Origin of the sequence: Achromobacter kerstersii, from assembly GCF_902859595.1 — a bacterium.
In the GTDB taxonomy this organism is placed as follows: Bacteria; Pseudomonadota; Gammaproteobacteria; order Burkholderiales; family Burkholderiaceae_B; genus Achromobacter; species Achromobacter kerstersii.
Genome location: NZ_CADIJQ010000001.1, coordinates 746,924 through 765,324, shown reverse-complemented (window position 1 = coordinate 765,324; position 18,401 = coordinate 746,924). Strand labels below are relative to the sequence as shown.

At 58.3% G+C, this 18,401-nt stretch carries 15 protein-coding genes; 12 read left to right on the top strand and 3 right to left on the bottom strand.

Going from position 1 to position 18,401, the window contains the following annotated elements; genetic code table 11:
• Positions 1 to 276 precede the first annotated feature (276 nt).
• The gene (locus HV765_RS03285) at positions 277 to 1,035 is read left to right on the top strand and encodes a hypothetical protein (protein ID WP_175168764.1); all 759 of its coding nucleotides are present in this window, start codon (positions 277 to 279) and stop codon (positions 1,033 to 1,035) included.
• A gap of 1,407 nt (positions 1,036 to 2,442) precedes the next feature.
• On the opposite strand, the gene HV765_RS03280 is transcribed toward HV765_RS03285, so the two are convergent.
• On the bottom strand, positions 2,443 to 3,510 hold the full coding sequence (locus HV765_RS03280; protein WP_175168763.1) for a LacI family DNA-binding transcriptional regulator: 1,068 nt from the start codon (positions 3,508 to 3,510) through the stop codon (positions 2,443 to 2,445).
• Positions 3,511 to 3,736: 226 nt separating this feature from the next.
• Between HV765_RS03280 and HV765_RS03275 the strand changes: the two genes are divergently transcribed.
• The 7 genes from HV765_RS03275 (at position 3,737) to HV765_RS03245 (ending at position 10,991) form a co-directional block, all read left to right on the top strand.
• Positions 3,737 to 4,828: a Gfo/Idh/MocA family protein gene (locus tag HV765_RS03275; RefSeq protein WP_175168762.1), complete on the top strand. Its 1,092-nt coding sequence runs from the start codon at positions 3,737 to 3,739 to the stop codon at positions 4,826 to 4,828.
• A gap of 33 nt (positions 4,829 to 4,861) precedes the next feature.
• Positions 4,862 to 5,776, top strand: a complete 915-nt coding sequence (locus HV765_RS03270; RefSeq protein ID WP_175168761.1) for a sugar phosphate isomerase/epimerase family protein — start codon at positions 4,862 to 4,864, stop codon at positions 5,774 to 5,776.
• Positions 5,777 to 5,901: 125 nt separating this feature from the next.
• On the top strand, positions 5,902 to 7,080 hold the full coding sequence (locus tag HV765_RS03265; RefSeq protein WP_175168760.1) for an aldose 1-epimerase family protein: 1,179 nt from the start codon (positions 5,902 to 5,904) through the stop codon (positions 7,078 to 7,080).
• Entirely contained in the window at positions 7,077 to 7,838 is a 762-nt protein-coding gene (locus tag HV765_RS03260) for an SDR family NAD(P)-dependent oxidoreductase (protein WP_054422212.1), read from the top strand. Before HV765_RS03265 ends, HV765_RS03260 begins: the two co-directional genes overlap by 4 nt.
• Positions 7,839 to 7,868: 30 nt before the next feature.
• Positions 7,869 to 9,065, top strand: a complete 1,197-nt coding sequence (locus tag HV765_RS03255; protein ID WP_054422213.1) for a CaiB/BaiF CoA transferase family protein — start codon at positions 7,869 to 7,871, stop codon at positions 9,063 to 9,065.
• Entirely contained in the window at positions 9,062 to 10,210 is a 1,149-nt protein-coding gene (locus HV765_RS03250) for a type 2 periplasmic-binding domain-containing protein (RefSeq protein ID WP_175168759.1), read from the top strand. Before HV765_RS03255 ends, HV765_RS03250 begins: the two co-directional genes overlap by 4 nt.
• A 10-nt stretch (positions 10,211 to 10,220) precedes the next feature.
• On the top strand, positions 10,221 to 10,991 hold the full coding sequence (locus tag HV765_RS03245; protein WP_175168758.1) for an enoyl-CoA hydratase/isomerase family protein: 771 nt from the start codon (positions 10,221 to 10,223) through the stop codon (positions 10,989 to 10,991).
• 115 nt (positions 10,992 to 11,106) lie between these two features.
• Here HV765_RS03245 and HV765_RS03240 read toward each other — a convergent pair whose 3' ends face one another.
• Both HV765_RS03240 and HV765_RS03235 read right to left on the bottom strand, forming a co-directional pair.
• On the bottom strand, positions 11,107 to 11,772 hold the full coding sequence (locus tag HV765_RS03240; RefSeq protein WP_175168757.1) for an imm11 family protein: 666 nt from the start codon (positions 11,770 to 11,772) through the stop codon (positions 11,107 to 11,109).
• Between the two features lie 154 nt (positions 11,773 to 11,926).
• Positions 11,927 to 12,496 carry a hypothetical protein gene (locus HV765_RS03235; RefSeq protein WP_175168756.1) on the bottom strand — a complete coding sequence of 190 codons (570 nt, stop codon included), beginning with the start codon at positions 12,494 to 12,496 and terminating at the stop codon, positions 11,927 to 11,929.
• A 135-nt stretch (positions 12,497 to 12,631) separates the two neighbouring features.
• On the opposite strand from HV765_RS03235, the gene HV765_RS03230 reads away from it, so the two are divergent.
• The 4 genes from HV765_RS03230 to HV765_RS31780 all read left to right on the top strand — a co-directional run bounded on the left by HV765_RS03230 (position 12,632) and on the right by HV765_RS31780 (position 18,245).
• Complete coding sequence (locus HV765_RS03230) at positions 12,632 to 14,890, top strand: AAA family ATPase (RefSeq protein WP_175168755.1); 2,259 nt, start codon at positions 12,632 to 12,634, stop codon at positions 14,888 to 14,890.
• Between the two features lie 385 nt (positions 14,891 to 15,275).
• Positions 15,276 to 15,998, top strand: a complete 723-nt coding sequence (locus tag HV765_RS03225) for a hypothetical protein (protein ID WP_175168754.1) — start codon at positions 15,276 to 15,278, stop codon at positions 15,996 to 15,998.
• A 53-nt stretch (positions 15,999 to 16,051) separates the two neighbouring features.
• Entirely contained in the window at positions 16,052 to 16,759 is a 708-nt protein-coding gene (locus tag HV765_RS03220) for a DUF6602 domain-containing protein (RefSeq protein ID WP_175168753.1), read from the top strand.
• Between the two features lie 301 nt (positions 16,760 to 17,060).
• On the top strand, positions 17,061 to 18,245 hold the full coding sequence (locus HV765_RS31780) for a restriction endonuclease (RefSeq protein ID WP_175168752.1): 1,185 nt from the start codon (positions 17,061 to 17,063) through the stop codon (positions 18,243 to 18,245).
• Positions 18,246 to 18,401: the final 156 nt, after the last annotated feature.

Sequence of the window (18,401 nt, the reverse complement as noted above, 5' to 3'; positions counted from 1 at the left end):
TGTATACGGTCTTGTCCTATCCACAACCAACCTTTGACCCGATACTGCCCCTCTTGCATCAAGCCATTTACCGCTTTCGGCCTCCTCTCCACTACACTGGGAAGCCCCTGGAGTTGTAGATACTGTAAATGGCCTCATGCGGGCAACTACCCACGACCCGTGCGCCGAGATCCCAACTTTGAAGAACTACAAAGAGCGGGATCTTCAGTTGCTGAGTGGATAAGTTCTATCTCTAGAGTCATAAATGACGCAGGCTGGCATAACGACTATGGCTTGATGGAGTCATCGATTGATCGCGGACGCGCCGTCGAGCTAGCATCAATATTCGAAAAGCCGCCAGATGCGATAAAGAAACATGTTTATCACAATACAGGATTGCACATTCGGCCGATATTCGCTGCCCCCAGCGATGAAAATACGGAGGGAAAAAATACCTCGGAAGATATCAGGGCTGCGTATGAAATGGCGCACCGCCGGATCACCGCCGAGACACCAGCGTTGTGTATTAAAGGGACTAGGGCCGAGCGCAGCGAGTGGGAATGGGACATATGTAATCGTTGTTTTGCGCCAATACACTATACGTTTGCTCCGGAACGCTTGGCCTACCGATGGTGGGTCACCGCTTTTGAAGGGCCGCAATCCGATCACCTGCATGCGGCGCCGGGGACACGTGAGAATATCCAATATGTCGTGCATCCACGCGCAGAGATCGTGAAGTTATTTGCGACGTCGCGCTCTAATCTCGCGGAATATTTCTATTTTTCTTTTTACGCCTATCTGAACATCTCGATCGCTCTTCAGACTTATTTTTATATTTCCACATTCAAAGGTAAAAAAAAGAAAGGAGTGGCATTGCAGGAGATATGGCATGCGTTCGCACCCATCAGTCATATCAAACCTTCGTCCTCGACGTTCCCGTTGCAGTGCATGAGGTGCCCGGCTACGGATTCGACAGATCACCCGATCGCAATTCTTTTTTGGTTGGATATTATCCCCCGACGTGCGCTCATTGACTCGCGCAACGTGAAATCTTGAGATCATCGCCTCAATGGTGCACAAGTGACAGACGAAATAAATTCCTCATCTCTCTGTCAGGTTACGGAGATTGAAGACGCTGTACGCACTTGTGATGCTCAATTAAGGGCTCGCGATCCGAACTTTTCTGTTCCTGCACGGTTCGCCTCTGCGATGCGCTATTGGGCTGCATGGCAGTACGTTCGATTTGGAACTACTCTTCGCTCCCCCCCAACAACAGAAGTAATCCTCCAATTTATCGAGGACCACCACTCGCTTCCCTTGTCCTTGGGCTCTTTAGAAGGGACTCTGCCACCCTGGATAAATTGCCTTTTGGTTAATAATGGATTTAAAAAGCGCTCCCGACCGTTCCAGACCAGGCAAATTTCTAACTCACTATTAGCATTAAGAACTTATCTGAAATTGATGGGATGGCCAGAGATAGACCAGATCAAATTAGTTCAGTGTTTTGATGCAATAAGCGAGCGCACAACCCGCTTGAAAAGGCGCGATCGCTTGGGCTTGTCAGTGGATCCGGACGAACGACGCATACTCCTGTCATCGTGTGACGCCAGTCCAACCGGACTTCGGGACAGAGCCCTGATTCTCCTTGTAGCGGTGGAGCGAAGCTACGAAGACCAGCGAGCCTTACTAGCCACACATACGTCCGGTTTGGTTAAGGCTGATGGAACGTATTTTTGGTCATACCAAAGGAACAAAACAATGAGAGGAAGGCTGCACTATAAGCCCCCAATGCAGATCACGGGAGATGTTGCCAATGCGCTAAATGCTTGGCTGAAATGCGTAAATCTGAAAACCGGTCACGTATTTTGTCAAATTGCAGGTCATAAGATCCTACCCAAACCGCTGTCACTCCCTTCCTTTGACGAGATGTTGAGACGTAGACGTGAATTGTGCGGCCTCCCCTCGTTTCGGTGGCCGTGATACGGGGAGAATGGGTCCACATGGTCCCGTTTAGCCTGCGACGTCCTAACAGCACGCCGTTGGCCTGGACTCCAATAGAGCTTCCCTCAAATCCCCGGGCTTGGACGTACAGGGCTTTCCGACCAGACGGCGCCGAAGCAGCTCCGCAAGAACAATTTATTTTCAAATTTTGGGGACATGCTTTTTTTTTGGAAACTTTCCGTCCAGCCATTTCTTTTTCGCAGGCTTTGTGTCCTCAAGGCGGTCATAAAGTCTTCCTATTGCCCCGGCGTTTGCAGCCGATGCCTCGTCGTACCGTTGAAATTCACGTCCACTGACTAGCGAATCGCCCGGTGCTCGCCGGCCGTTTTTCAAGTACACAAGGCGATCCGCCGGCGGGAAATCTTGGGCTGGCAATCGGCGCACCGACTCAGGCGCAACAGACCTTAAATAGCACCACGCCCACCCTGCCCACCATCCAGCCCTGGCGCCGTCGCAATGCCATCACGGCTCCGGAATGTTTTCCCGGAAGATGACCTGAAGCCGCGGCAGGTAGCTGGGTTCGGGCGCGCCCTTCACGGCCGCCACCAGCAGCTTGACGATCTCGCGCGCTTCGACGCGCGGGTTCTGGTCGATCACGGCGTCCATGGTGCGATCGAGCAACAGGCGGCGCGTGGCTTCGGTGAGGTCGTGGCCCACGAAGACAATGCGATGGGCGGAGGCTGCCTTACCTGCGCGACCCTCGTTTGGCCACGCCTCGGCGGGCCGCGCCTCAGCCGGCCGCGCCTCTTTCAGCGCCCGCGCGATGCCTTGATTGCCGGCGCCGATGTTGTAAATCGCGTGCGGCGGCTCTTTGCGCAGCAGATCCTGCGTGACGGCAAAGGCGCGGTCGCGGTCGTCGCCGATCTCCAGAATGTGTGCGATGCGCAGGTGCGGAAACTCTTCGCTCAGCAGCGAGCGAAAGCCCATCTCCCGCTCTTCGTGGCCGCGATACGCCAGTGACCCCACGAACACCGCGACCTTCCGCTCTGTGTGCTGTGGCAGAAACCGGCCTATCAACAGCGCGGCCAGGCGGCCTGCGGCGCGGTTGTCGATGCCCACGTAACCCAGGCGCGCCGAGATCGGAATGTCCGACACCAGGGTGCTCACATGCACGCCGCTGTCGCGCAGCGCCATGATGGCGTCGCGCACTTGGGGATGATCCAGCCCGACCAGGCCAACGGCTTGCGTCTGGTCGCGCAGCTCGTAGAGCTTTTGCGCGAGCTTATTGGCGTCGAATCCCTCGATCAGATGCAGGCGGGCCCGCACATCGGGCCGGGTGGCGGCTTCTTCAAGCAGGTGCTGGCCTAACGCAGTCATGAAGCTGTTGGTGCCGGCGGGTAAAACGAAATCGACCCGCACATCCTGGCTGGCGGCATCGGCGCCCTGGACGAAGTAGCCAAGGCGATTGGCGATTGCCAGCACGCGGTCGCGCGTCTTGCCGCGCACTCCGTCGCGGTCGTTCAGCACCCGGTCCACGGTGGCGGTGGACATGCCGGCTTCACGGGCAATGAGGGAAATGGTGGGACGCATGCGGGGCCAGGCTCTCAAAACACCATCAGGACGATGGTGGCGAGGCCATCATAACCCATCATTTGCAATCATTCGGGATCAGAAAAGTAACGTTTACGCCCTTGGAGCGTCATCTAGCTTTACCCCTGATTGTTTTGATGTGATTATCGCGGCTCAATAACATCAAACACCGCACGGCAGGATGCCTGGCAGTCGACAGCGCATACCAAGCCGGCAGGAGGAGCACATGTCGCACCCTACCCTGGTGCCCGACCCGCCCGTTCGGGAACGGCGTTTTCGCATCGGCTGCATTGGCGCCGGCATGATCATGGCCGAATGCCATCTGGCGGCCTACCAGCAGGCCGGCTTCACGGTGGCGGCGATCGCGTCGCGTACCCAAAGCAAAGCGGCCGAGATCGCCGAACGCTACGGCATCCCGCGTGTGCATGAGAATCCCCTGGCCCTGATCGCCGATCCGCAGATCGAGATCGTGGACATCGCGTATCCGCCCGACCTGCAGCCCGCGCTGATTCGCGCCGCATTGCGCGCCCCGCACGTGCGCGGCGTGCTGGCACAGAAGCCGCTTGCCCTTTCGCTGGACGAAGCCCGCGCCTTGCGCGACGAGGCCCGGGCCGCCGGCAAGATCCTGTCGGTAAACCAGAACATGCGCTACGACCAATCAATGCGCACGCTCAAGCAGCTGCTCGACCAGGGCGTGCTGGGCACGCCGGTGTTCGCGCAGATCGACATGCACGCGATCCCGCATTGGCAGGATTTTTTGCGCGGCTATGACCGGCTGACGCTCTCGAACATGAGCGTGCATCACCTTGATGCCTTGCGTTATCTGTTTGGCGAGCCCACCGAGATCACCAGCATCACCCGCCCCGATCCGCGCACCGAGTTCGCGCATCAGGATGGGCTGGTGAGCACCACGCTGCGCTTTGGCAACGGCCTGCTCGCGCTGTCGCTTGAAGATGTGTGGTCGGGCCCGCGGGCCGAGGGATACCCCGACGACCAGCACATCCGCTGGCGCGTGGAAGGCACCGAGGGCGTCGCGCGCGGCACTATCGGCTGGCCCACCGGCGAGCCGTCGACCCTGAGCTACGCCTCGCGCGCGGCCAAGGGCCATACCGACGGGCGTTGGGTCACTCCCACGTGGGACACGATGTGGTTTCCGCATGCCTTCATCGGCGTGATGGAGCAGTTGCAGTACTCGCTGGCCAGCGGCACCGAGCCTGCGTTGAGCGTGACCGACAACGTACGCACGATGGCGCTGGTCGAGGCCGCGTACACGTCCATCGCCGAAGGCCGCACAGTACGGCTGCCGGCTGTTGAATAACCAGACAGAAAAAACAGACGGAGACAAACCATCATGATCCAGACCGGAATCTTCTCGGGCTACTTTCCCTATGAGCTGGAGCGCACCGCCAAGGTGATCCGCTCGCACGGCTTCAACACCGTGCAGCTGGACCTGCATTTCAAGGACATGGAGCTCGGCCCGGGGCAGCTGACCGCGCAGAAATGCGCACAGATCCGCGACACCTTCCGCCACTACAACCTGCCGGTGTCCTGCATCTCGGCCTATACCAATATCGTTCATCCCGATCCCGCCGAACGCCAGCGCCGCAACGGCTATCTCAAAGAGATCCTCACGCACGCGCGCCAGTTGGGTTCGCCTTACGTGATCTCGGAAACCGGCACGTTCGCCACCGACAGCGACTGGGTGCATCACCCCAAGAACAAGACCGAGGAAGGCTGGGACCAGTGCCGCGCGATGATCGCGGAGCTGTCGCAACATGCCTATGACCATGGCGCGGTCTTCCTGCTTGAGACCTACGTGAACAACGTGGTGGGTTCCGTCGAGGAAACGCTGCGCATGTTCGCCGAGGTGGATCACCCTGGCCTTGGCCTCTTGATGGACCCGACGAACTACTTCGAAGCGCACAACATCGACCAGATGGACCGCACGCTCAATCAGGTGTTCGACGCCCTCTCCGACAAAATCTGCATCGCGCATGCCAAGGACGTGAAGCGTTCGGGCGATGACAAGTCGGAAAAGCACAGCGACATTGGTGACGACGGCGCGGCCGAAAGCCATACCTTCCGTGGGGTGGGCGAGATCGAGCTGCCGGCGCCGGGCCTGGGCGCGCTCAATTACGACCTCTACCTGCAGCGCCTGGCGAAAAAGCACCCCAACATTCCCATCATCATCGAGCACTTGACCGAAGACGACGTGCCGCGCGCCAAGAACTTCCTGGACGAGCGGCTGCGCGCGAACGGCCTGTAGGCCGCCTGCCGCAACAGAGGCGCACCGCGAACCACCCTTCCCTAAGGCCCGCGGCGCGCCTGCGAACACGATTCTGAACACCGACACCGGCAAACGCGCACCCGCGCCTTTGCCAGGGAGAACTCATGCCTGACATTTACGGAACCTGGATGACGCGCCGCGACGTGGAGGCGCGCACCGGACAGCTTGCGCAGTTTGCCGGCGTACGCCTGATGACGCTGGACGACGGGCTGGAGCGCGGTATCCGCATGCTGGAGTTCCGCAGCGGCACGGGCCTGCGTTTTACGGTGCTGGTGGATCGCGCGATGGACATCGCCGATTGCGAATACCGCGGCTTCGCCATGGGATGGCAGTCGCCGTCGGGCTATCGCCATCCTGGCCTGCATGACTATGAAGGCGAAGGCGGACTGGGCTGGATGCGCTCGTTCTCGGGCCTCATGATCACCTGCGGACTGGACCACATTCTGTTCATGTACGACGCACCGGCCGACAACTATGTGTACGGCCCGCGCAAGACCGCCAAGCAGTCCATCCACGGCCGCGTGGGCACCATACCGGCGCGCCTGACCGGCTACGGCGAACGCTGGGACGGCGATCGCTGCGTGCTATGGGCGGAGGGAGTCGTAAGCCAGGGCACCGTGTTCGGCGAGCACCTGGAGCTGCACCGCCGCATCGAGATCGAGGTGGGCACCAACGACATCAAACTGTCGGATCGCGTGGTGAATCGCGGCTTCTACCGCACGCCGCACATGCTCTGCTATCACATCAACCTGGGCTATCCGGTGCTGGACGCCGACTCGCGCTATCTGGCGCCGATCCGCGATGTGGTGTGGGCCGCACACGAGCAAACCTACCGCGAACAGGGCGTGGGCTACCGCCGCATGCCGGCGCCGCAATTGGGCTTTCATGAGCAGGTGTGGCAGCACGAGATGGCCGCCGCCGCCGACGGCAGCGTCCCGGTGGCCCTGGTGAACGATAAGCTGGCCCTGGGCATGCAGGTCAGCACCTTCAAGCATCAATTCCCGTGCCAGTATCAATGGCAGAACCTGCAATCGGGCCAATATGCGATGGGCATCGAGCCCTCGACCAACCATGTGCTGGGCCAGGGCGCGGCGCGTGAGCGCAACGAGCTCATCTGGCTCGAGCATGGGGAAGAACGCCGCTACGACACCACGTTCAGCGTGCTGGGCACGTCCGCCGAAATCGCGGCATGCGAAGCACGCATCCGCGCGATCGCGGTGCAGCCCGAGGCCGATTATCCGCCGTTGTCGGGGCGTTTCGCGCCCATCGCGGGGCGCACATGAGCGCGCGCTTCTCATTGCAAGGCCGTCGCGTGCTGTTCACGGGCGCGGCGGGCGGTTTCGGGGTGGACACCACGCTGGCGCTGCTGGAAGCAGGCGCCCGCGTGATCGCGCTGGACAACCACGCCGGGCATATCGATCGCTTGCGCAGCACCGTGCCGGCGCGGTTTTCCGACCAGCTTCACATTCTGCAGGCCGATCTTGCCGACGCCAGCGCGTTGCAGTCGCACCTTCAGCAGCTGACCGCCCAGGGCCCGATTGATGTGGTCATCAACAACGCGGCGATTTACCCCTCGCGTCCGTTCGAGGAATACAGCGACGAAGAGCTGGCGCGCGTGCACCGCGTAAACGTGGAGGCGGCGATTCAGATCGTCCGCGCGGCCCTGCCCGGCATGCGCGAACAGCAATGGGGCCGCGTGATCAACATCTCGTCGATCACGCTGTCCGGCGGCTGGGAAAACCTGCTGCCCTACGTGCAATCCAAGGGTGCGATGGTGGGCGCCACGCGCGCATTTGCCCGCGAGTTCGGCAAGTGGGGGATCACGGTCAACGCCATCTCGCCGGGCGCGTTTCCCACCGACGCCGAGAAGATCCATCCCGATCCCGACGGCTACAACCGCATGGTGCTTGAACGCCAGTCGGTGAAGCGCCGCGGGCACGCAGGCGACATCGCCGCGGCCATCATTTTCCTTGCCTCGGACGAGGCGGGTTTCATTTCCGGACAGACGCTGGCAGTTGACGGCGGCTGGGTCATGCATTGAGGCGCATTGGCGCACGCAGAGGGTAGAAGCATGAGTATTCTTTCTGGCTACAAGGTTCTGGACTGCTCCATCGCCATGGCGGGGCCTTTCGCGGCGCAGCGCCTGGGCGACCTGGGCGCTGACGTGATCAAGATCGAGCCGCCCACCGGCGAATGGCAGCGGCACGCGCCCGCCGGCGGCATCACGGGCAACAAGATCAACGTGTCCTTTCTTTCGCTGAACCGCAACAAGCGCTCGCTCGCGATCGATCTGAAGAGCGCCGGCGGCAAGGAGATCATCCAGAAGCTCGCGGCGCAGGCCGATGTGTTCATCCAGAACTACCGTCCGGGTGTCGCCGGCCGTCTGGGGGTTGACTACGAGACCCTGTCGGCGCTGAACCCGCGCCTGATCTATGTATCAATGTCGGGCTTCGGCGAAGACGGCCCCTATGCCACGCGCCCCGGTCAGGACCTGCTGTTGCAGGCGATGTCGGGCGCAATGCTGTCGTCGGGCCGTGCGGGCGAAGCGCCACGCGCGGCAGGCCAGTATGTGGTCGACGCCGTCACCGCGTATTGCGCCTTCGAAGGCGTGCTGGCCGCGCTGCTGCACCGCGAGCGCACCGGTGAAGGCCAGAAGGTCGAGGTCAACATGCTGGATGCGATCACCACGATCCAGATGCAGGAGCTTTCGGTCTACACCGTGGGGCACAAGCCGCAGGTGCGCAGTGCCGAGCCACATGCCCACGTGTACATCCGCGCGCCCTACGGCACCTTCGCGACCAGCGACGGCTATCTGGCGCTTGCCATGCCCGACATGAACGTGCTGGCGCGCGTGACCGAAGAGCCGCGCCTGGCCGAGTACACCGGCGAGCGCGACGGTTGGGAAAAGCGCGACGAGATCTATGGGCTCGTGCGCGACACCCTTGCAAAGGCCTCGACGGCCGACTGGTTCGCCAAGCTCGATGCCGCCGGCATCTGGTGCAGCCCCGTCTATGGATACGCCGATCTGGTCGACGATCCGCAGATCGCGCACAACGGCACCTTCGTCGAGTATGAGCATCCGACCGAAGGCCTGATTAAGACACCGGGTTTTCCGATCCGCTTTTCCAAGACGCCGAGCCAGGTGGTGCGCGGCGCACCGCTCACCGGCCAACACACCGACGAAGTGCTGCGCGATTTTGGCTTCAGCGCCGACGAGATCGCCGCGCATGCGGCCTCGGGCGCGGTGCTGCGTGGAGCCTCGGAATGAGCGAGCGCGCCCTGCCCTACCGCGGCCTTACCTGGGACCATCCGCGCGGCTTCAATGCCCTGCACGCCGCCACCGCTCTCACGCCGCTGGTGCACTGGGACAAGCAGTCGCTCGAAGGCTTTGAATCGGCGCCCATCGCCGAACTCTGCGCCCGCTACGACCTGGTGGTGCTGGATCATCCCCATCTGGGCGAGGCCCTGGCGCACGATTGCCTGCAAGCGCTGGACACCGTGTTCGCGCCCGACGAGCTGGCGCGCATCGCGGGGGATAGCATCGGGCTGTCGTACGACAGCTATCGCATGGCCGACCGCCAATGGGCGCTGCCGCTGGACGCCGCCACGCAGGTCATGGCCACGCGGGCCGACCGGCTCGACGGCCCCGTGCCGCGCACCTGGCGCGAGGTGCTGACGCTGTCGCAACGCAGCGGCGCGGTCGCGCTCAGTTGGGGCGGCCCGCACCCGTTCCTGTCGCTGCTGTCGATCGCGGCCGCCATCGCGCCCGATACCGACCTGCGCCCGCACGGCGCTTGGCACGACGAGGCGACGCTCGCCGACGCGTGCGATGTGCTCAGCGAATTGGCGCGGCTCACGCCCGCGCAGGCCCTGGCTTACAACCCGATCGCGCTGCTCGGCCACATGAGCTCGCGCGATGACATCGCGCTCTGCCCGCTCGTCTATGGCTATGTGAACTACGCCACCTCTGCGGTCGCGAAACCGCTCACGTTCCGCGACGCGCCCGAGGCCGAAGCGGGCAGGCCCGGCTCGATTCTCGGTGGCACCGGCATTGCGATATCACGGCGCTGCATCGTGGGGCCGGAGCTGCGCGCGCATCTACTGTGGTTGCTGGCGGCCGATACCCAAAGCGGCTTCATCCCGCAGCACGAAGGGCAGCCAAGCCATCGCGGCAGCTGGGCCGATGCAAACGTGAATGCGGCGAGCGGCAACTTCTATGCCAACACGGCCCCCACGCTCGAAGCCGCCTCGATCCGGCCGCGGCACGATGGCTACATCGCCTTCCAGACCGAGGCCTCGCAGTTCCTGCGTGACGGCGTCGCCGCCCGCGCATCCTCCCACGCATTGGCGCGCGGCCTGACTCAGCGCTTCCAGGCCAGTCTGGCCGGCGCCCGCAAGCACACCGCAACATAAGGATTTCGACGTGAGCGCACTCGTTAATCTCAGTATCGATGGCCATGTCGCCATCATCGAACTTAATCGTCCCGAGAAGCTGAACGCGATGACGCCCGAGATGGCTGACCTGCTGATCGCGGCGGTGGAGCAATGCAACACCGATTCGCAGGTGCGCGCGGTGATCCTGACCGGCGCGGGCCCCAAAGCCTTCTGCGCCGGCTCGGACATTACCGAGCTTGACCGCTACGCCACGCCCTGGGATTTCCGCAATCGGCTCGACTACTGCGACTGCGTGCGCATGTTGAAGAAGCCCACGGTGGCAGCGATCAACGGCTATACCTTCGGCGGCGGTCTGGAGATGGCGCTGGCCTGCGATATCCGCATCGCCTCGGACAACGCGCGCCTGGGCGCGCCCGAGATCAAGCTGGGCTGGATCGGCGGCGGCGGCATGACGGCGCAGCTTGTCCATGCGGTCGGCCCGAGCAACGCCGCACTGATGGTGCTGACCGGCGACCCCATCCGCGCCGAGCAGGCGCTGGCCTGGGGCCTGGTGAGCGAGGTGGTTCCGCAAGAGCAGTTGCGCGACCGCGCACAAGCACTTGCCGCCACCATCGCCTCGCGCGCGCCTATCGCGGCCGAGACGGCGCGCGTCAATCTGCGCGCCGCGTTGTCGATGCCGCTTGATAAGGCCGTGGAATACGAGCGCGATCTGCAAGCAATCTGCTTCGCCACCGCCGACGCCAAGGAAGGACGGAAGGCATTTGAAGAAAAGCGCGCACCGAAGTTCGAGCGGCGCTGACGGGTGCGGTGTGGCCCGTGAAGAGGAAAGCGAGCATTCGCGTCACCGCACCGACATCCGAGGGTGGCCGCTTAGGGTCCCGCAGCGGCCATAACCCTCCCCTCCCATATCAGCTCTAAATATCGGCTACATCGCGCAGCCGTACGCCGGAGAAGTTGGCCGCAATCAATGCATCAAACATCGCGCGGTCGCAGATGGGAGGTGCTCCCATGCGATCTTGGCGGAAGATATGGGCATCTCCCACAACATCCTGTTTGAACACCAAGCTGGCTCCGCCAACGAGGCTATAAAGCTTCTCGTCCTCGCCGGTCTGATAATTGTGGTCCAGCTTGATCCTCACGCGAGAAGCGGCTTCATCCAGGGCATCGAGCGTGCGCAGCACATTGCCTAGGAAGTATTTAGGGGCGGGGCTGCCGTCAGCAAGGCTGAAGTCGCATGCCACAAATGCAAACGCCTCGGCGTCCAATTGCTCAAACAGTTGCTTCAACGGCTCCGACACAATCCATATGCCAGCGAGCTCTTCCAGATCGCGTGGCATTCCGCCCTTCTCCGGTACATGAACCAGGTGCGGACGCTGCGAATACTGATCTGGCATTCCATTAGGACGCGAGACGACATTCATCCCCGGATCGATCAGCTTCTGTTCGTTGGCGATTTCTATGCCGGGAACCCTGCCGTTTTCCAAGAAGCTGGCGTCGAGCAGGAAAAATTTGCCCTTATGAGAGGCGGCTTCGCCTGAAACTTCAATGGCGGTGGGTTCGGTCACGGTGGCTTCCATCATGGATGTGGGCGCAGAACGGGAATGCAGGTGAGCCGATGCTAACGGGGCTTTAGCGCAGCCACAAGTTCCGTCGAAATGGTGCCTGTACTGGATTCACTTGGCCGCTTCCGGCCAAGAGCAGCCGTTGGACACCTCGCCAGGCATTGTTGAAGCTCTAGATATTTGCCGTACTCGTTTGTCTATCCCAAACGAGATTTCTGATGGACCACACCGACTGGTGAAGGAGCAACTCCATTTGGCGCTTCGTCATATCCAACGCCGTCAGATCATCGATGGCACCAGTGCGAAAGTATGGTGTTTTTCCGCCACTTTCAAAGAGGACAGCAGCCTCATTCAATGAAGGCTTAGTCAGGTTGACTTCCACGGAGTGGAACTTTGCCTTAGTGCTCGGGAGTATCGTAATGTCCGAGCCACGAGATGGTCCTAGCACCGACGTGCCCATCTCGCCTCCATTTTTCTTAGCCAACATGAGGGTAACGGCACCAACAGTAATTGGCACCTGCCCGTGTTGGTTATGGCCGGAGTCCACTTGCAGAGCGAAGGATAGGCAACTTGGATCGGGGCCAATCGTCATATCTTTGTGCGCGCCCGCCACATATTTATAGCGGGAAGTTCTGGAACGGCGCTCCCAGTGCCAGCGAATCGCTGTAGTTAAACACAATCCAATCACGCCCAAAAATAGCGTGATTGTCCACTTCCCAAGCGTCTCGACTTCTGGAATCACCCAGGTCTCCGTGCCTTATTCTCGTGCCGGGATCAACTTGACATATAAGCATACTATTACTTACCTTAACTCACGGTGCCGGCGTAGGGCGAATCAGACCTGCAAAAAAATGGTGACGAAAGAGGAGCAAGGTTCGTGTTTTTGAAGAAAATTACCACGATCAAAAATGTCGGTCGTTTTAAGGCGGCGCGTATCAGCGGGGGTGAGTATGGTCGCTTTACGCTGATCTATGGTGGCAACGGGCGTGGCAAGACGACTCTGTGCGGAATCCTTCGCTCGCTCCAGAGTAACGAACCCAAACTCATCAAACGCCGAAAAACATTCTTGGCTACCTCGGAACCTGAGGTCGGGCTTCTCTTCGACGGTGGGCCGGCTCGATTTTCAGGCGGTGCCTGGACAGCCGCGCAGCCCGATATCCACATTTTCGATCAGCAGTTCGTCACCGACAATGTCCACGGAGGCGATCAGATCGATATCGAGCATCGTCGTAATTTCTATCGTATTGTAGTTGGCCCTACAGGCGTTGCCTTGGCCGAGGAGGTGGATCGGCTCGATGCCGACGCGACCGTAAAACAGTTGGAGATCACATCTGAAAAGAAGGTTCTGGAGCAACATGTCCCCCCAGGCATGAAGCTGGAAGCATTCCTGAAGCTCGCTGCGGATGCTGACATCGATGACAAAATCGATAGAGCGGAGAAAGTACTCAGGGCGATCAGCGATGGTGCAGCGATTGCGTCGCGCAAACTGTTGAGCGTCCCGTCGCTGCCTGCCTTGCCGGAGGGATTTATCGACCTACTGGTCAAAGATGTCGGCGGGATCGCCGCCGACGCGGCAACACGGGTTCAGCGACAGCTCGCGCATCATGATTTTCGCGATGGTGGTGAGGTCTGGTTATCGCAGGGTTTGCCACATATCGTCGATGAGCGTTGTCCCTTCTGCGCGATGCCGCTCAATGGCAACAATCTGATCGAAGCCTATCGCGGCTATTTCAGCGAGGCCTATGTGGCACATAAAGCCGCCATCGCCGAGATGAGCACCACGCTTAACCAGGCGCTATCCTCGACGACCGCGCTCAGGGTCCAGCAGAGCTTTGCACAGGTCTCGAGCGACGCCGAGTTTTGGAAGGCTTATGCCGATCATGGCTACAAGCCATCGGGCGCCGCTGATCGCATCAGCGACGAGGTCGAGGCCCTATTCGACGCAGCCAAGGCGATGCTGACGGCGAAGGCTGCCGCTCCATTGGAACGGGTGCAATCATCCACGACCTTCATTGAGGCACAAGCTACTTGGTTGGCGACTAGCGTCGAATTGGATGCTGAAGCGGCGATGTTCGCTGAAGCGAACCGCCGCATCCAAACAGTGAAGGATGCTAATGCTGCCGCGGACAAGGCCAGCGCCGAGAAGGCGCTTGCTACTCTTCAAGCGGTGAAGAAGAGGCACTCCGCGCCAGTGCATGGTTTGGCCTCTAACTACAGCTCGTTGCTCAATGACAAGAAAGCGCTCGTTGCAGCGAAGGATGCGAAGAAGGACGAGCTCGACACCTATGACGAGACAATTCTGAGCGCTTATGAGACCGATATAAATCGGTTTCTGGTCTCGTTCGGCGCCAGCTTTCGCCTCGCGCAATGCAGGAAGAATTATGTCGGGAGGGCGCCGCAGTCGATATATTGCCTGCGCTTTGACACCAGTGATATCGATGTGACGAAATCCAATGCCGATGATCCTGGCTTCGACACCACGATGAGCGCCGGTGACAAGAATACCTTTGCACTTGCTTTCTTCCTGTCTCAGCTTAAGCGTGATCCTGATATTGCGAACAAGATCGTCGTATTCGATGATCCATTCACTAGTCTAGACGACTTTCGCAGGGCGATGACCGCGAAGGAAATTGCACGAACAGCCGAGCCAGGCAAGGCTGCGCAGGTCATTCTGCTCAGTCATGACAAGTTTTTCCTCGACGCTGTGCGCGGCATGATTCACGGCGCGACATGCACACCGCTTCAGATCTCGGCGAGCGCGAGCGGCTCGTCGATCGAAGCGTGGGACATCGAGCGTGAGGTCAAGGAAGGCTATCTGCAAGATCACATGAGGTTGCAGGATTTCGCCGAGGGGCGCAGCGGTGATGCGCGCGATATACGGATGATGATGCGGCCATTGCTCGAAAAATATATTCGCTATCGTTTTCCAAACCAGATTCTTGAAGGGAAATGGTTGGGCGATATGCTGGCGAGCATCCGGGGTGACACGGCCCATCCGTTGGCACCACAATATAGCGAGCTAGACGATATCAACGGTTATACCGCGCCATTTCATCACGATCCCAACACTCCTTTCGTCGAGGACGAGGTGCGGACCTATGCCCGGCGGACGATTGCGATTGTGGGAGGCAGTTAAACGGCGAGAATCTCAGAAGTCGCCTGTAGAGTGATGAATCGACATAACTGAGAATGATGGCATCATCGACCTGGGGAACCTCGAGACGTTCGACGATGAATTGCACGGTGAGTTCGAGGCTCACCACGACGTCATTCACGACAACATGTGCTCATCTCGTCGAGAATGGCTCGAGCGCGACGCCTCTGACCGGATAACACCCTATTCGGAGAACCTTTATACAGAGGAGTTCATACTGATGAAGGAGTGCATTCGGCCACTCATGGAAGCGCGCACGATCCTCGCCTGGCACTACACGCGCAGGATCGATAGGGAGACTCATACTCTCCGGCAAGACGGTACGTACCCAGCGACTCTCGATAACATTCTGTCGCGCTAAAAAAACATGAACGAGCTTCTCGAGTTCTTAAACAAAAATTCCGGCGCATTGACGGTACTATTCACAGCCGTTGTTACCGTCGCTACCGCACTTTACGCAGCCTTGACTTGGATTCTCGTTAAAGAGACCAGAATGATGAGGGAAGTTCAAACTGAGCCGAAATTACAGGTCACAGTCAGCTCATTGGACGTCGCAATCCACATTGTCCGCCTACACGTTCGTAACGTCGGCCTTGGCCCTGCCTTGAATGTCACCTTCCAGCCTAAAGTTCTCGCCGGAGGTCAGTCTGCTGAGAAACTTCTTGCTGAATTTACAGATGTGAATTTTTTCAGCGTTGGGCTTAAGCATTTCGGCCCCGGACAAGAAAGAGTGTCCGCTTATACACAACTGACAGAAGATCACGACGGAAAAATGGCTTCAGTGCTAGCGATAGACGTGACATACCATAGCGCTACCGGCAAGCGCTACAGTGACTCGCTTGTGGTAGATATGTCGGAGTTGAAAGGTGGTTACCAGCTAGGCAAACCCCATGTATATGCAATTGCTCAGAGCTTGGAGAAGATGCAGAAGGATATTCACCATCTCACCACCGGATTTCATCGCATAAAGGCAAATATTTACACGAGCGAGGATCGTGCAGAGGAGCGCACGGAAGTTCAGGCGAAGCGAGAACAGTTGCAAAGGGAACGCCAGGCCCAACAAGGTGCACTTCCTTCAACCAGGCGGTAACCTTCGTGCTTCAATAAAAAATCACTGTCGGGTGATCTACGCATAGGATTTCCATGATTGACAATCATTTCATCAATATCTTCAATGCAAGATTTGACTACCTATGGAGCTTATTTAACGCCACATCACCAATCAGTCATCGTGGCGAAAAAGGGAACCTAAGAGAGACCTTCGTTCGACAGATCATTGAATCTATTTTGCCCAACCACTTCGGATTGGGCAGCGGAGTAGTCACGGACTTCAATGGGCGAGAGAGCTCGCAGGCGGACATCATCGTCTACGACAGGAGACTAATGCTCCCTATATTCCAAGACTTGGGACGAGGAATCTATCCAATCGACTCAGTAATTCGAGTATTGGAGATAAAAAGCGTTCTTGACAATGCAGCGCTGAAGGACGCAAGAGCAGCTGCTTGGAAGCTTTCCCCGCAAAATCCAAATGGTCTTAAACTGGCTCGCTCCGGGAAACTGCCAAACAGCCAAGCAAACTACCCATTATTTGGAATATTTGCATACGAAAGCAAAGTTGCAGACATAACAAAACTAATAGAAAGTTTTCAAGACAATAAACATCAACCTATGATGGCCGTTTTGGGCAGAGGTCTAGTTCTCAAAGGAACTTCCAAATTAATAAAATTAGGCAATAACGCCGAAACCGTTCGTTGTTTCATGGCCTGCTATTTACACTACATCGAAGAGGAAGCTACTTCCCGAGGTGATTTCGGATTGCTTGAATGGCTTGGAAAAAATTTCCGCTCTTAAGTCTTCTGAAAATTGAGGTGGCCGTGGGTATGTCTATCAGACCGACAGGCTGCTTTGGGTCGGGATCTGCCGGTTGCATTAAACAGCAGTCGGACAGACGCGGTCCTCACAAGGAGCTCTGCGCCTACACCGCACCTGGAGGTGGAAGACCCCTGTAGACGAAAAAGTAACAATAGGCTACTGTCTTCGATCAAATGCAGAGGCTTTCCAGGGCGTCAGATTCGTATCCAGTGACCACTGATCGAAACTGACATGTAAAGTCTTGCACCTCAGATCAGTGTTCAGCGCGGGAAGGATATGCATGATTTACCAATGCAACGGATGCAACAGAACGACTTTTGAGACGGCCTGCCTTTGGTGCAACAGCTCCGACACATCACCGTCTGCTGCAGTGTCAACTCAGCAGTTGACCCCGCTTGACCCCTCTTTCTATCCTGACTTTCAGTATCAGTCCAAAGGATTCATCAAAGATTTTCTGGGCAAGAAGAAAGAGCAGGCACAGCTGAACGATTTGCTCAATAATGTACTGAGAAAATACGCGCAGCTTAAGCAGCCCTATTTCACAAATTTCATCCATACCACCCGGGAAACCGCGTCTACGTCTAACGACGTCGGAATGCCGGGGCCTAGGCCCGAAGGCATCTACACTGAACGTGAGCTCTTCCGAGAGGTGCTTATTCGTAAGGGGTTTGATGAACTTGAAGGCTTGCCCTCACTGCTGGACAAGCTGCTTCTGACGACTTCATTTAACTCGACTTACCTTGGCTTCTCCAGGGAGCTCAGCCGCCACATAAAAGCCGACCTGACCGAGACTCTTCGATCATGGATCGACGAGGCTGGAACGACGTTCAGATCCGATCTTGCTCTGTTTTATTACTACCTCTGGGAGAATGATATTTCCTACCCGGATATTCAATTCAACGCTCAAGCGAACGCAACGGTCGATATTCCTTTGATTTCCTTGTCCGCCTTCCGATCAGGGCTGAACCATTGTGAGCGTGTCTACTTCGACATTCTCGTCGAGCGGCTGGGGAGTCAGCTTGAACACTTCAATCCGAACCGGTTCATTACGATGTATCTGGTGGATGCAATGGACGGGTTCCAGTTCGAGGCCTTCTTGGTGGAAATTTTCCAAACCATTGGTTTCGACGTGAAAGAAACGAAGAAGACCGCTGACCAGGGGGCCGATTTGTTTGTAAGTCGGTTCGGCAAGAATATGGTGATCCAAGCAAAAAATTACACTGGCTCCGTTGGCAATGCTGCCGTTCAACAAGCGATTTCGGCCAAAGCGTTCTACGGTTGCGATGAAGCCATGGTCGTGACCAATTCCTATTACACGAAATCGGCCAAGGAGCTTGCTTCCACGGCTGGTGTTCGCCTCATCGATCGTGAAGGCTTGCAGACCTATCTCGATGATTACAATCAAAAGCTGATTGAGATCTTCCAGGCTGAATCGGAAGAGGAGGATGAAGAAATGATGACGTAGTAGGCCGTAGGTGCTCAGACCGTCAGCGTGGGGGTAACTGGAAACCTGCTAGCCACAGCTATGAGTAACTATTACGGTCTGCCAACTGATTGTTGTTAAAGCACATCGTGCCGCTTCTCCGTGAACACCCCGTGAGGTCACCCCCACAGAGGCCAT